Genomic DNA, 14433 nt, shown 5'->3' on the forward strand with positions numbered 1-14433 from the left:
ACAACCTCCGTGTGAGCCAGACCATGGGCTGCCAGGACGTTAGACCCGGGCTGAGCGGCCTGTAAACAGTCTCGGGGAGATTTGGTCTGAACTCAGACCTATACTGCTCCGTCCGTTGACACCGCACCGCACCGCTCGAAGGATGAGCACGTGACCGAGGCCCCGCACCCGCAGCTGCCGGACGCAGTGCTCCGTCCTGTCCGCGGTCACCACGCGTTCGAGGCCTGCGTGGAGCAGCTGGCGACCGCGATCCGCCTCGGGGTCTATCCCCTCGGCTCGACGCTCCCCGCGGAGCGTGAGCTGGCCGACCGCCTCCACGTCTCGCGGGCCACGTTGCGCGAGGCGATGGCGGCGCTGCGCCAGGCGGGCCTGGTGGAGACCCGGCGCGGTCGAGGCGGCGGCACCGTGGTCACGCTGAAGCCGCGCACCCCGTCGGCGCGCAAGGCCGCCAGGGTCTCGGCGGCGGTGCGGGCCGACTGGCTCGACGTGCTGGAGTACCGCCGCATCACCGAGCCGGGTGGCGCCTACCTCGCCGCGCTGCGCCAGCGCGACGGCGACCTGGAGGAGGAGCAGCGCGACCAGCTGCACGCCGCCCTCGACGAGGTCGCCGGCGCCGACCGGCCGGCCGAGCACCGGCAGGCGGACTCGCGGCTGCACCTGACGATCGCAGCCCTCACCGGGTCGCCCCGGCTGGTCGCGGCGGTGACCGACGTCCAGCGGGTCCTCCACGAGATGCTGCTGGCGATCCCCGTGCTCGACACGAACATCGCCCACTCCGACCGGCAGCACGCCGCCGTCGTCCGGGCCGTGCTCGCGGGGAAGCCCGACCGGGCGCGCAAGGCCATGGAGGAACACTGCGACGACACCGCTGCGCTCCTGCGCGGGCTGGTGGGTTAGGAGACCAGCGATGCCCCGCAACGACAGGCACCTGACGCTTGAGCGCCTCACGGAAGCGATCGACGCCGGCGAGGTCGACACCGTCGTCGTCGCCTTCACCGACATGCAGGGACGGCTGCAGGGCAAGCGCCTGCACGGCCGGTACTTCCTCGACGTCGTCCTCGAGCACGGCACCGAGGGCTGCAACTACCTGCTCGGCGTGGACGTGGACATGAACACCGTGGCCGGCTACGCGATCACCTCCTGGGACCGGGGCTACGGCGACATGGAGTTCGTCCTCGACCTCGACACGATCCGGCTGCTCACCCACCTGCCCGCGACCGCGATGGTGCAGTGCGACCTGGTGTGGCCCGACCATGCTCCAGTCGTGCAGTCGCCGCGGGCGATCCTCAAGGCGCAGATGGATCGCGCCGGTGCCCTCGGCTACCAGGCGTTCGCCGGCACCGAGCTCGAGTTCATCGTGTTCGAGGACTCCTACGAGGCGGCTCGCGACGCGCGCTACCGCGACCTGACGCCGGCCAACCAGTACAACGTGGACTACTCGATCCTCGGCACCACCCGCATCGAGCCGCTGCTGCGCGACATCCGCAACACCATGTACGCCGCGGGGCTGGACGTCGAGGGCGCGAAGGGCGAGTGCAACTTCGGCCAGCACGAGATCGGCTTCCTGTACGACGACGTGCTGGTCACCGCCGACAACCACGCCGTCTACAAGACGGTCGCCAAGGAGGTCGCGGCCCTGCACGGGAAGTCGCTGACCTTCATGGCGAAGTTCGACGAGCGCGAGGGCAACTCCTGCCACATCCACCTGTCGTTGCGGGGCACCGACGGCGACATCGTCTTCTGGGACGACGCCGGCGGCGGCCGCACCACGCTCTACGACCAGTTCGTGGCCGGCGTGCTGGCGACGATGCCGGACTTCACCCTGCTCTACGCGCCCAACATCAACTCCTACAAGCGGTTCGCCGACGGGTCGTTCGCGCCGACGACGATCGCCTGGGGCGAGGACAACCGCACCTGCGCGCTCCGCTTGGTCGGTCGCGGCGCCGGCGCCCGGATGGAGAACCGGGTGCCCGGCGGCGACGTCAACCCTTACCTCGCCATCGCCGCGATGCTCGCCGGCGGGCTGCACGGCATCGAGAAGGGTCTCGAGCTGGAGCCGCCGCTCGAGGGCAACGCCTACACGTCGGGCCGGGCCAAGGTGCCGTCGACGCTGCGCGAGGCGCGCGAGGCGTTCCACTCCTCGGCGGTCGCGCGGGCGGCGCTGGGGGACGACGTCGTCGACCACTACACGAACATGGCCGACGTCGAGCTCGCGGCGTTCGACGCGGCCGTCACCGACTGGGAGCTCCGGCGGAGCTTCGAACGAATGTGAGAAAGGACAGCGTGACCAGCTACACCGTCATCAACCCGGCCACGGCCACCCCCGTGACCGAGGTGGCCCTGGCCTCCGTCGAGGAGACCGACGCTGCGATCGAGCGGGCCCAGGAGGCCTTCCTCTCCTGGCGCGACGTCGCGCCCGGGGAGCGGGCCCGGCTGCTGCGGTCCTTCGCCGCCGTCGTCGACACCCACGTCGAAGAGCTCGCGCAGCTGGAGGTGGTGAACTCCGGGCACACGATCGGCAACGCGCGGTGGGAGGCGGGCAACGTCCGCGACGTCCTCAACTACTACTCCGCTGCGCCGGAGCGCCTGTTCGGCCGCCAGATCCCGGTGCCGGGCGGCGTGGACGTCACCTTCCGCGAGCCGCTCGGCGTGGTCGGTGTGATCGTGCCCTGGAACTTCCCGATGCCGATCGCCGGCTGGGGCTTCGGCCCGGCGCTGGCTGCCGGCAACACCGTCGTGCTGAAGCCGGCCGAGCTCACGCCCCTGACGGCGGTCCGGCTCGGTGAGCTGGCGGTGGAGGCCGGGATCCCCGAGGGAGTCCTCACGGTGGTCCCGGGCAAGGGCTCGGTCGTCGGCGAGCGGTTCGTCACCCACCCGCTGGTCCGCAAGGTCTGCTTCACCGGCTCCACCGAGGTCGGCAAGCGGATCATGGCGGGCTGCGCCGACCAGGTGAAGAAGGTGACCCTGGAGCTGGGCGGCAAGAGCGCCAACATCGTCTTCGCCGACGCCGACATCGAGAAGGCAGCGGCCACCGCGCCGTACGCCGTCTTCGACAACGCCGGCCAGGACTGCTGCGCGCGCTCGCGCATCCTCGTCCAGCGCTCGGCGTACGACGAGTTCCTCGGCCGCCTCGAGACGGCGGTCGGGGGGATGAAGGTGATCGATCCTGCCGACGAGTCGAGCGAGATGGGCCCGCTGATCTCGGCGCGGCAGCGGGACTCGGTCGCCGGCTACCTCGACGGCGTCGAGGCCGCGTTCACCGGACCGGCTCCGCAGTCCGACGGGTTCTGGCTGCCGCCGACGGTCGTGCTGACCGACGACACCGACGCCCGGATCTGGCGCGAGGAGGTCTTCGGTCCGGTCGTCGCGGTGATGCCGTTCGACGACGAGGACGACGCCGTCCGGCTCGCCAACGACACGGAGTACGGCCTGTCCGGCTCGATCTTCACCCGCGACGTGGGCCGCGCGCTGAGGGTCGCGCGCGCTGTGGAGGCCGGCACCCTCAGCGTCAACTCGCACTCCTCGGTGCGCTACTGGACGCCGTTCGGCGGCTACAAGCAGTCCGGCCTCGGCCGGGAGCTCGGGCCGGACGCGCCGGACGCGTTCACCGAGGAGAAGAACGTCTTCATCGCGGACGACTGACAGGGACTGAGGGGAGAACGGACATGGCAGGACGTCTGGACGGGCGGGTCGCCGTCATCACCGGAGGGTGCTCGGGCATCGGGCTGGCCACCGTGCGGCGGTTCGTCGAGGAGGGCGCCAAGGTCGTGATCGGCGACGTCGACGACGGCCGCGGCACGGAGCTCGCCGCGGAGCTCGACGTCACCTACGTGCACGTCGACGTGACCAGCAAGGACGAGGTGGACGCGCTCTTCCGCACCGCCAAGGACACCTACGGCTCGATCGACGTCGCGTTCAACAACGCCGGCATCTCGCCGCCCGACGACGACTCGATCCTCGACACCGAGCTCGAGGCGTGGCGCCGGGTGCAGGAGGTCAACCTCACCAGCGTCTACCTGTGCTGCAAGGCCGCGCTGCCCTACATGCTCGAGCAGGGCCGGGGCTCGATCATCAACACCGCCTCGTTCGTGGCGGTGATGGGCGCGGCGACGTCGCAGATCTCCTACTCGGCCTCCAAGGGCGGCGTGCTGTCGATGAGCCGGGAGCTCGGGGTGCAGTTCGCGCGGCAGGGGGTGCGGGTCAACGCACTCTGCCCCGGGCCGGTCAACACGCCGCTGCTGCAGGAGCTGTTCGCCAAGGACGAGGAGCGCGCGGCTCGCCGGCTCGTGCACGTACCGATGGGACGGTTCGGCGAGCCGGAGGAGATGGCCAACGCCGTGCTCTTCCTCGCTTCCGACGAGTCCTCCTTCATCACCGCGTCCACGTTCCTCGTCGACGGTGGCATCTCGGGTGCCTACGTGACCCCGCTCTGACCGTGACCTCCCGACCGCTCATCGGGCTCAGCACCTACCGCGAGCAGGCGCGGTGGGGCGTGTGGGACCAGGCCGCCGACCTGCTGCCGACCACCTACGCCCGGTCGATCGAGGCGGCCGGCGGGGTGCCGGTTCTGCTGCCGCCGACCAAGCCGTACGACGCCGCGGCGGCCGCGGTCGTCGTACGACTCGACGGGCTGGTGATCAGCGGCGGCGCCGACGTCGCGCCGCAGCGCTACGACGAGGATCCCCACGACCGCACCACGAACTGGCGCGAGGACCGCGACGCCTGGGAGCTCGCCCTGCTCGCGGCAGCGGACGGCGCAGACCTGCCGGTGCTGGGCGTGTGCCGCGGGATGCAGGTGATGGCGGTCCACGCGGGCGGCAGCCTCGACCAGCACGTGCCCGACCTGGTCGGTCACGAGGGCCACAACCCTGCGCCCGGGGTGTTCGGCGAGACCGCGGTGTCAGTGGCGCCGGAGAGCCGGCTCGGGTCGCTGGTCGGCACCGACCTCACCGTGCACTGCCACCACCACCAGTCGGTGCGCGAGCACCCGGGCTTCACCGCAGCGGCCTGGGCAGGGGACGGGGTGGTCGAGGCGATGGAGGCCGCCGGCGACCGGCTCTGCGTCGCCGTCCAGTGGCACCCCGAGGTGGCGGCGGACGCGGGGTTGTTTAGGGGACTGGTCGAGGCGGCGTCGGCCCGCTCGTGAGCCCCGGACTCCCGTCCGGGCGCCTACTGGCGCTCAGCCTGCGGCGGGACGGTCGCTCCTGGCAGCGCGGAGGTGCTCGAGGTTCTCGTCACCCCATTGCGCCACCGGGCCGAGTGCTCGGTCGAGGGCGGCGCCACGGTCGGTGAGCGCGTACTCGACGTGCAGCGGGAACCCCGGCCGCTCGCGACGGACGACGATGCCGTCGCGCTGCAGCTCGCGCAGCTGCTCGGTCAGCACCTTCTCCGAGATCGGCCCGGCGCCGCGGCGCAGCTCGGCGAAGCGGCGGGGACCTTCGGAGAGGAGCCACATCAAGGTCGGCTTCCACTTGCTGCCGAAGACCGCGAATGCGACGTTGACGCCGCAGGAATCGTCGGGATCCCAGCCCATGGCGTGGCTCCTTACCTCGAAGTGCGTACTGGTCGACGGCCGCGACCGGTGCCACCGTCGTCGGCATGAACTCCCCGACCCGCGATCTTCATCCCCGAACCACCCGCCCTCTCTCCGACCGGACGACCAGTTCGGTGCGCCGGGTGGCCGTGCTCGGCCTGGGTGCGATGGGCATCGCGCTCGCTCGCGCGCTGGCAGCGGCCGGGCACGAGGTGACGGCGTGGAACAGGTCGCCGAAGGACCCCGTAGCGCTCGGGTTCGACACCGTCGGCATCCGGGTCGCGGCGGCGGTCGAGGACGCCGTCGCCGAGGCCGAGGCCGTTCTCGTCTGCGTACGCGACCACCATGCCAGCCGCGACGTGCTGGCCACGATCGCGTCGCAGATCGAGGGCGACGTGCCCGTGGTCAACTTGTCGAGCGGCACCTCGGACCAGGCCGTCGCCTCGGCGGCAGCCGCTGCCGACCTGGCTTACGTGACGGGGGCGATCATGGTGCCCACGCCACTCGTCGGCACCGAGGACAATCTGGTGCTGGTCGCCGGCCCGGCCGGTGCCGTCCGCTCGGCGGTGCCGGTCCTCGAGGGCCTCGGCGGCACCATCGACGTCCTCGGGGAGGACCACGCGCTGCCACCGGTCCTGGACATGGCGATGCTCGACATGTACTTCGCAGGGATGTACGCGTTCCTCCACTCCGCGGCGCTGGTGCGCCGGCACGGCATCGAGCCGACGGCGTACCTGCCCTACGCCCGAGGGCTGCACGCGACGCTCGGCGTGGAGCTCGACGGCCTGGCCGCCTCGTTCGAGAACGGCACGTACGACGGCGGCCAGGCGAGCCTGGAGATGTGCCTGAGCTTCCTCGAGCACATCGTGGCCACCAGCGAGGATGCCGGGGTCGACCCGGCACTGCCGTTGCTGGTCCGGGACGCCACGCGGCGAGCCCTGGCTACCTCGACGGGCGACACCGACTGGGACGTCGTTGCCGAGGGACTGGCGCACCCGGCCTGACGGTCGCACTCGTCATTGCGACCGCGGGTGGTGGACCTCGTTGGCAAGGACGACTGCGGGCATCACCAGATGACGCCGCGGTCGACGACGAGGTTCGCCCCGGTCACCGACCGGCTCGCGTCGGAGGCCAGGTGGAGCAGGTGCTCGGCCACCTCGACCGGCGGCATGAAGCCGGGCATCACCGACTGGCTCTTGGCGACCAGGCTCCAGTCGGTGTCCTCGGGCAGGCCGTGGGCGGCCGCCTGGATCATCGGGGTGTCGATGCCGCCGGGGGAGACGCAGTTGACCCGCACCCCCTTGCCGGCCAGCTCGACCGCGAGCGAGCGCATGCCGAGCAGGAGCGCGGCCTTCGACGCGCAGTACTGCGCGTTGTAGGGCTGGCCCATCACCGAGGAGATCGACGCCACCGACACCACGTTGCCGCCGCTCTCGACGAGCGCCGGCGCGAACGCCTGCGCCAGCAGGATCGGCGCCAGCGCGTTGACGTCGAAGTGCTTGCGGAGACCGGCCGCCGTCAGCTTCCCGAGCTCCGCGAACTGCTGGACCCCGGCGACGTTGCAGAGCACGTCGAGACCGCCGAGCTCCGCGAGCGCGGCGTCCACGAACGCGTCGCGGGCGGCGTCGTCGGCGAGGTCGCAGGCCACGATCCCGTCACCGGCGACCACGTCGGTGGCGACGACGCGGGCGCCCTCGGCGCGGAACAGCTCGGCGACGGTGCCGCCGAGACCGCCGGCCGCACCGGTGACGACGACGCGGCGGTCGGTGAATCTCTGCGCACGTTCGGGTTCGGTCATGGCAGGAGAATAGAACACGTTCTACTATCTCGGGGTGGAGAAGATCGACCTGCTGCTCTGGGACGACGACGCCGTGGCGGCCGCGACCGCACTGGCGCCCGACGAGGAGACCGGGCTGAGGTCGGCCCAGGTGTCGCTCGCGGCCGACCTGCCCGGGGCGACGCTGTTGATGGGCCGGGGCGCCGCGCTGCGCGGGCTGGTCGAGCTGTGGGTCGACTCCGTCGACGTCTGGCCGGACGTCGTACAACGGGTGCCGGGGGACGCCTACCTCGTCACCGAGTCGGTGCCCCAGCCGGTCGCGTCGGGGGACTGGCTGACCCACTTCACCTGGTTCCCGAAGCCGGGGCGGCTGACCGAGGAGGAGTTCTTCCACGGCTGGCACGTCGTGCACGCGCCCTCGTCGGCGCGGCTGCACCCGCTGCGCCAGGGCTACGTCCGCGACGCCGTTGCGCGCACGCTGACGCCGGGCTCGCCGCCGGTGCGCGCGATCGTCAGCGAGTACTTCGCCGAGGACGTCTACCTCGACCCCGGTCGGCTGTTCGGCAGCCCGGAGGAGCTGACCCGGACCGTCGAGGAGCTCCCGCTCTACGCCGACCAGGCCGACATCTCGAGCCGACCGCTGCGACGGCTCAGGTAGCTCAGGTAGCTCAGGCAGCTCAGGTAGCGGTCGCCGCCGACAGGATGAGGTCGACCATCGCCCGGTTGCCCTCGCTCGTCAGGTGCACACCGTCGGAGGCGAAGTACTCGTCGTGACCGGCGGCCGCGGTGTGGAAGTCCACCACCCGCACGTTGTCGTGCTTGCGGGCCGCGGTGGCGATCGCGTCGACGCTCGTGCTCTCCCAGGAGCGGTTGACGCGCGGGGTGATCAGGAAGATCCGCGCGTCCTCGTGCTCCTCGCAGAAGTCCAGCAGGTCCTCGGTGCTGATCGCCCCGTTGGTGCCGATGCCGAGGATGTAGTTGCCGCCCGTCCGGTTGAACTGGCTGTAGGACCGCGCGATGTCGAGGCCGGTCCACGACTGACGGCCCACCTCGGCGTTGATCGTCACCCGCGGCACCTCCTCGCCGAGCAGGGGCGCGATGTCGATCATGATCGAGTCGCCGATCGCCACCGTGTCCCGACCGACGAGGGGGGCCGACGGATCGGGCCGGACCGGGCGGTCGGCCCGGTGGCGGAACACGTGCGCGGCCCGCGGCTTCGGCGGCCCGGTGTCGCTGCCGACCGGTGCCGGACCGGTCACCACCGTGCTGGGACCGTGGTCCTCGGGGGGAGGGGTGTTGACGCCCGCAAGTGCGAGGCAGGCGAGCAGCGCCGGCGATACCGCGAACACGAACGCCGGGCGGCGCCACCGCCGCGGCAGCGCGAGGATCCGCGTGCGCAGCCGCCGGCCGACGTAGCGGATGCCGCGGCGTCGTACGGGCTGCTCGACGAAGCGGTAGGACAGCTCGGCGCACGCCAGGGTCAGCAGCACGACGGCAAGGCTGCGACCGAGATCGAACCGGCCGATGTCCTGTGCCGAGGAGAGCGCGACGAGCACGGGGTAGTGCCACAGGTAGATGGAGTACGACCGGCGGCCGATCGCGCCGACGGGGCCGGCGTCAACCCGGGCCGCGCAGCGCGCGACGTGGCTGGCCTGCAGCATCAGGATCATGCCCGCCGACGCGAGGGCCGCCAGCAGGATGCCGCCGCGGTAGGCGAACGCGGCGGTCTCCGGCAGGGACATGACGAGCAACAGCCAGGCGCCGGTCGCGCAGAGCAGCGCCGGCCACGCCCGCCGGGCCTCGAGCACGGCGGTCACGCGGCCGAGCTGGTGGGCCTGTCCGTCGCCGGCCGGGTGGAGGGTCAGCGCCAGCAGGGCGCCGATGAGCAGCTCGCCCATCCGGGTGTCGGTGCCCATGTAGGCGCGGTTCGGATCGACGGCGGCGTAGGTGGTCGCCATCAGCACGACCGAGAGGACGATGCCTCCGCCGACGACCGCGAGGATCGCGGTCCGGTTGCGCACGATCGTCAACAGCCCGAGCAGCACCAGCGGCCACACGACGTAGAACTGCTCCTCGATCGCCAGCGTCCACAGGTGCGCGAGCGGGGAGGGCAGCCCGAAGGAGTCGAAGTAGGAGACGTCGTCGAAGATCATCCACCAGTTGCTGGCGTAGAACAGTGCCGCGAGCCCGTCGCCACGGACCTTGGTCAGCAGCCCGGGGCCGAACAGCATCGTCGCGACCAGGCACACCACGACGACGGTGTAGGCGGCCGGGAGCAGCCGGCGGAGCCGTCTGCGCCAGAACCCGATGAGGTCGACCGTGCCGCGCTCCTCGACCTCGGTGAGCAGCAGCCGGGTGATCAGGTAGCCGGAGACGACGAAGAACAGGGTGACGCCCAGGAACCCGCCACCGAACAACGGAGCACCGAGGTGGTAGCCGACGACGGCGATGATCGCGAGCGCCCGGAGGGTGTCGAGCCCGGGGATCCGAGACGCCCGAGAAGCGGGGCGATTCGGACCTTCGGGGAGCATGGGCACCATGGTCCCTGCCCAACCCGGCGGAAGGTAAATCTTCGGCGAAATCGCCCCGGGTTTCTCCCGGATCAGCGCGGGACCTGGCGGACCAGGGCCTTCAGGAGGAACGTCGCGATCGCCTTGATCGCCACCTTCTCGACGAGCGGGAGCCGCTGGTCGGCGCTGATCGACCACGCGATCCGGGTGCCGCCGGAGGCCGGCGTCAGCTCCACGTCACCACGGTAGTTCTTGAGCGGCACCCCGCCGGTCGCCTTGTAGCCGAGCGCCGTGCCCGGCTCGAACCGGTCGACCACCTCCACGATCGCCGGCGCGGGACCGGGCGCGTCGATCCGTCGTACGGCGCCGACGCCGTTGCGCTCGGTGCTGCCCTCCTGCGTGAGGCGCACCTTGATGCCGGGACCCCAGGACGACATGCCCTCGTGGTCGGCGAGGAGCTCCCAGACCTGCTCGCGGGAGGCGTTGACGACGGCGGTGGCGGTGGCGCGCATGCGCCGAACAGTAGCCAGGGTTCGTGATTGGGTGTCCCCCATGTCCGCTATCGAGACCGTCCGGGGCCAGGTGGAGTCGAGCGACCTCGGCGTCACCCTGATGCACGAGCACATCTTCGTCCTCACGCCCGATGTCCAGGCCAACTATCCCGCCGGGTGGGGCGAGGAGGAGACCCGCATCGCCGATGCCGTCACCCGCCTGCAGAAGGCGTACGACGCCGGCGTCCGCACCATGGTCGACCCGACCGTGGTGGGGCTCGGCCGCTACATCCCGCGGATCCAGCGGATCATGGAGCAGGTGCCGATCAACCTGGTCGTGGCGACCGGCGTCTACACCTACAACGACGTCCCGCGGTACTTCAACTACCGCGGCCCCGCCCTCACCGAGGCGCTCGGCGTCGACGTGCCCGACCCGATGGTCGACCTGTTCGTCGGCGACATCCGCGACGGCATCGCCGGCACCGGCGTCAAGGCGGGCATGCTCAAGTGCGCCATCGACCACCAGGGCATGACACCCGGGGTCGAGCGGGTGATGCGCGCGGTCGCCAGGGCGCACCTCGAGACCGGTACGCCGATCACCGTGCACACCCACCCCGACTCGCAGTCCGGCCTCGAGGTGAAGCGGGTGCTCTGCGACGAGGAGGGCGTCGACCCCGGCCGGGTCGTGCTCGGCCACAGCGGCGACTCAGCCGACCACGACCACCTCTCCGCGCTGGCGGACGCCGGCTTCGTGCTCGGCATGGACCGCTTCGGCATCTACCTCGACACCACGATGGAGGCCCGCGCCGACACTCTGCTGGAGATGCTGCGCCGCGGGTACGGCGACCGGATGGTGCTCTCCCAGGACGCCTCCTGCCACATCGACTGGATCGATCCGGACGTGATGGCGTTCCTCCCGCAGTGGCACTACACCCACCTGTTCGAGGACGTCTTCCCCTACCTGCTCGAGCACGGCGCCACCCAGGACCAGATCGACACCATGCTCGTCGACGTCCCGCGGCAGTTCCTCGACCCCGCCTCGGTCGTCGAGTAGCCCGACCCGCTCCGGTCGTCGAGCCGCCTTCGGTCGTCGAGTAGCCCGAGCGCGCTAGCGCGAGGGCGTATCGAGACGCCTGCACCCGGGCGCCTACGTCGGGGTCGTGGGTACGCGTCAGGCGTCTCGATACGTCGCTCGCTGCGCTCGCTCCTACTCGACGACCGGAGGGCTCGCTCGTCTCCGGTCTTCGAGTAGCCCGAGCCGCCTTCGGTCGTCGAGTAGCCCGAGCGCGCTAGCGCGAGGGCGTATCGAGACGCCTGCACCCGGGCGCCTACGTCGGGGTCGTGGGTACGCGTCAGGCGTCTCGATACGTCGCTCGCTGCGCTCGCTCCTACTCGACGACCGGAGGGCTCGCTCTCCTCCTCGACGACCGGAGGGCTCGGTCGTCTCCGGTCGTCGAGTAGCCCGAGCGCGCTAGCGCGAGGGCGTATCGAGACGCCTGCACCCGGGCGCCTACGTCGGGGGCGCAGGCAGGCGTCAGGCGTCTCGGTACGTCGTTCGCTGCGCTCGCTCTCCTCCTCGACGACCGGAGGGCTCGGTCGTCTCCGGTCGTCGAGTAGCCGAGCGCGCTAGCGCGAGGGCGTATCGAGACGCCTGCACCCGGGCGCCTACGTCGGGGTCGTGGGTACGCGTCAGGCGTCTCGATACGTCGCTCGCTGCGCTCGCTCCTACTCGACGACCGGAGGGCTCGCTCTTCTCCGGTCTTCGAGTAGCCCGAGCCGCCTCCGGTCGTCGAGTAGCCCGAGCGCGCTAGCGCGAGGGCGTATCGAGACGCCTGCACCCGGGCGCCTACGTCGGGGTCGTGGGTACGCGTCAGGCGTCTCGATACGTCGCTCGCTGCGCTCGCTCCTACTCGACGACCGGCGGTAGCCCGAGCGCGCTAGCGCGAGGGCGTATCGAGACGCCTGCACCCGGGCGCCTACGTCGGGGTCGTGGGTACGCGTCAGGCGTCTCGATACGTCGCTCGCTGCGCTCGCTCCTACTCGACGACCGGCGGGCTCGCTCTCCTCCTCGACGACCGGAGGGCTCGCTCTCCTCCTCGACGACCGGGGGGATCGCTTTCCTCCTCGACGATCGGAGGTCTCGCTCTAATCCTCGACGACCTAAGGCGTGGCGATGTCGAGGCCGAACGTGGCGTCGGTCTGGTAGGGGATCGACAGGATGGCGCGGGAGGCCAGGCCCTCGAAGCGCTCGCGCACGGCGGCGCCGACCCGGTCCATCTCGCCGACGATCGCGAGCGTGTGGAGCACCTCGTCGTCGACGAGGTCGCCCAGCTCGGCCCAGCGGTCGGTCTTGGTGAACGCGTGCGCCTCGGCGTGCAGGTCACCCCAGCCGTGGTGGTCGAGGACCGGCCTGTAGGCGGGGGTGGAGGCGTAGAAGCCGATCTGGCGCTTGGTGCCGGCGATCCCGGCGGCCAGCCCCTCCTCGGTGCGGCCGGTCGCGACCATCGCCATCGCGGTGACGGTGAAGACGCGGTCGGTCTCGGCGGTCGCGCGGCCGGCGGCGAGCTGCGGCGCGATGACCTCCTCCAGGTAGCTCCGCGACAGGAGCGGGTGGCACATGAACCCGTCGGCGACGGCGCCGGCCGCCTCGATCATCCGCGGGCCGACGCCGGCCAGCCAGATCTCCGGCGACGGCGTCGGGAGCGGGCCGGGGTTGAAGAGCGGGGGCATCAGCGTGTGCGTGTAGAAGTCGCCCTGGAAGTCGAGTTTCTCCCCGGTCTGCCAGGTGTGCCAGATCGCGCGGAGCGCGGCGACGTACTCCCGCATCCGTGCGGCCGGGCGCGACCACGGCATCGAGAACCGCCGCTCGATGTGCGGCTTGATCTGCGACCCCAGACCCAGGACGAAGCGACCGCCCGACAGCCGCTGGAGGTCGTAGGCCGGGTAGGCCATCGCCATCGGAGACCGCGCGAACGCGAGCGCGATCGACGTCCCGAGCCGGATCCGCTCGGTGCCGTCGGCCGCGAGCGCCATGTAGACGAACGCGTCGTGGGCCCCCTCCGGCACGTAGAGCGCGGAGCGTGGCGAGCGCTCCTCGACGGTGCGGGCGACGTCGGCGATCCCGGCCGGGTCGCCGTGGTAGGTCAGGTCGATGTCGACGGGCATGGCGCCTCCTCGGGTGCAGAGTAGAACACGTTCTAGGCCTGGCGGCGACCGTCCGCGTGGCACGATGCACGGCATGCGCACCGGGCGACCTCTCCTCGCCCTCGTCCTCGCCCTCGTCCTGGTGCTCGCGTGGCTGGCGGGTTGCGCGTCCGACCCGGAGGACCCAGGCGACTCGGGCGAGCCGACGTCGCCCAGCGCGAGCGGGTCGTCCGCTCCCTCCTCGGTCTCCCCGTCCGGGAGCGAGGCCACGTCGTCCCCGCCCGCGACGCCGCAGTCCACCCGCTACCGGCCCGACCCGGCGGAGGTCGACGCCGCTGCGAAGCGCACCGCCGCCCGGGCGGTCGAGGAGCTGCGCTGGGTTCGACAGGTGACCTACACCCAGTACTTCGGCTACCTGCCGCCGAGCGCGAGCATCCTGGTCGAGGCCGACTTCGAGAAGCGCGGCGGCACGACGTACGACGTCCGGATCAGTCGGCAGGGACCCGGCTGGCAGGTCGACTCGGTCACGCCGGCGGAGCCGGTCCCGCCGCTCGCCGACCCCTCGCGGCTGATCCGCCGGGTGCTCGACAGCGACCGGATCAGGCTGCCGTGGGCCGGCCGTGCCGACGTCGCGTCGGGACGGATCGCCGAGGAGGTGCTGCGCTCGATGCTCGCGGTGGCCGAGCAGCACGAGATCACGATCAGCGTCCTGGTCTCCGCCCATCCCGAGCTGGTCTTCGGCACCGACCGCCGCAGCCGGCACCCCGACGGGTTCGCCTACGACATCGGGAGCATCGACGGCCGGCTGGTGGTCGATCCCCGCAACCGGGCGGCGGTGCGGGACGTCATGCGGCTCGCGACCGACACCGGCGCCGACCAGGTCGGTGGGCCCGAGGACCTCGACGGGGGCGGCAGCCAGTACTTCGCCGACCTCACCCACAGCGACCACGTGCACGTCGGCTTCGACGGCTGACGGGT

Annotated in this window: 14 protein-coding genes; 9 read left to right on the plus strand and 5 right to left on the minus strand. The window is 71.5% G+C overall.

Annotated elements, in window-relative coordinates; all coding sequences use genetic code 11:
- Positions 1-150 precede the first annotated feature (150 nt).
- From DJ010_RS18895 to DJ010_RS18915, 5 genes are read left to right on the plus strand one after another with little or no spacing between them, the layout of a single operon-like run.
- A complete protein-coding gene (locus tag DJ010_RS18895; protein ID WP_211318883.1) occupies positions 151-897 on the plus strand; it encodes a FadR/GntR family transcriptional regulator in 747 nt (248 codons plus the stop codon).
- 10 nt (positions 898-907) lie between these two features.
- A complete protein-coding gene (locus DJ010_RS18900) occupies positions 908-2272 on the plus strand; it encodes a glutamine synthetase family protein (RefSeq protein WP_109696695.1) in 1365 nt (454 codons plus the stop codon).
- 11 nt (positions 2273-2283) lie between these two features.
- The gene (locus tag DJ010_RS18905; RefSeq protein ID WP_109696697.1) at positions 2284-3642 is read left to right on the plus strand and encodes an aldehyde dehydrogenase family protein; all 1359 of its coding nucleotides are present in this window, start codon (positions 2284-2286) and stop codon (positions 3640-3642) included.
- 23 nt (positions 3643-3665) lie between these two features.
- Entirely contained in the window at positions 3666-4433 is a 768-nt protein-coding gene (locus DJ010_RS18910; RefSeq protein ID WP_109696699.1) for a 3-oxoacyl-ACP reductase, read from the plus strand.
- 2 nt (positions 4434-4435) lie between these two features.
- Entirely contained in the window at positions 4436-5146 is a 711-nt protein-coding gene (locus DJ010_RS18915) for a gamma-glutamyl-gamma-aminobutyrate hydrolase family protein (protein ID WP_109696701.1), read from the plus strand.
- A gap of 33 nt (positions 5147-5179) precedes the next feature.
- Here DJ010_RS18915 and DJ010_RS18920 read toward each other — a convergent pair whose 3' ends face one another.
- Positions 5180-5533 (minus strand): winged helix-turn-helix transcriptional regulator, encoded by a 354-nt coding sequence (locus DJ010_RS18920; RefSeq protein ID WP_109696703.1) that lies wholly within the window; start codon positions 5531-5533, stop codon positions 5180-5182.
- A 65-nt stretch (positions 5534-5598) separates the two neighbouring features.
- Here DJ010_RS18920 and DJ010_RS18925 point away from each other — a divergent pair, with 65 nt between their 5' ends.
- On the plus strand, positions 5599-6537 hold the full coding sequence (locus DJ010_RS18925; protein WP_109696705.1) for an imine reductase family protein: 939 nt from the start codon (positions 5599-5601) through the stop codon (positions 6535-6537).
- A gap of 62 nt (positions 6538-6599) precedes the next feature.
- Here the strand turns inward: DJ010_RS18925 and DJ010_RS18930 are convergent, their stop codons facing one another.
- A complete protein-coding gene (locus tag DJ010_RS18930) occupies positions 6600-7331 on the minus strand; it encodes an SDR family oxidoreductase (protein ID WP_109696707.1) in 732 nt (243 codons plus the stop codon).
- A gap of 34 nt (positions 7332-7365) precedes the next feature.
- Between DJ010_RS18930 and DJ010_RS18935 the strand changes: the two genes are divergently transcribed.
- Positions 7366-7968 (plus strand): hypothetical protein, encoded by a 603-nt coding sequence (locus DJ010_RS18935; protein WP_109696709.1) that lies wholly within the window; start codon positions 7366-7368, stop codon positions 7966-7968.
- A gap of 19 nt (positions 7969-7987) precedes the next feature.
- Here the strand turns inward: DJ010_RS18935 and DJ010_RS18940 are convergent, their stop codons facing one another.
- Both DJ010_RS18940 and DJ010_RS18945 read right to left on the minus strand, forming a co-directional pair.
- Positions 7988-9841, minus strand: a complete 1854-nt coding sequence (locus DJ010_RS18940; protein WP_158283064.1) for an acyltransferase family protein — start codon at positions 9839-9841, stop codon at positions 7988-7990.
- A gap of 71 nt (positions 9842-9912) precedes the next feature.
- The gene (locus tag DJ010_RS18945; protein ID WP_109696713.1) at positions 9913-10332 is read right to left on the minus strand and encodes an SRPBCC family protein; all 420 of its coding nucleotides are present in this window, start codon (positions 10330-10332) and stop codon (positions 9913-9915) included.
- 40 nt (positions 10333-10372) lie between these two features.
- On the opposite strand from DJ010_RS18945, the gene DJ010_RS18950 reads away from it, so the two are divergent.
- Complete coding sequence (locus DJ010_RS18950; RefSeq protein ID WP_109696715.1) at positions 10373-11365, plus strand: phosphotriesterase family protein; 993 nt, start codon at positions 10373-10375, stop codon at positions 11363-11365.
- A gap of 1106 nt (positions 11366-12471) precedes the next feature.
- Here the strand turns inward: DJ010_RS18950 and DJ010_RS18955 are convergent.
- Entirely contained in the window at positions 12472-13476 is a 1005-nt protein-coding gene (locus tag DJ010_RS18955; RefSeq protein ID WP_109696717.1) for a TIGR03617 family F420-dependent LLM class oxidoreductase, read from the minus strand.
- A 73-nt stretch (positions 13477-13549) separates the two neighbouring features.
- Here DJ010_RS18955 and DJ010_RS18960 point away from each other — a divergent pair, with 73 nt between their 5' ends.
- On the plus strand, positions 13550-14428 hold the full coding sequence (locus DJ010_RS18960; RefSeq protein WP_109696719.1) for a hypothetical protein: 879 nt from the start codon (positions 13550-13552) through the stop codon (positions 14426-14428).
- Positions 14429-14433 lie beyond the last annotated feature (5 nt).

Origin of the sequence: Nocardioides silvaticus (assembly GCF_003160695.1) — a bacterium.
GTDB classification, from domain to species: domain Bacteria; phylum Actinomycetota; class Actinomycetes; order Propionibacteriales; family Nocardioidaceae; genus Nocardioides; species Nocardioides silvaticus.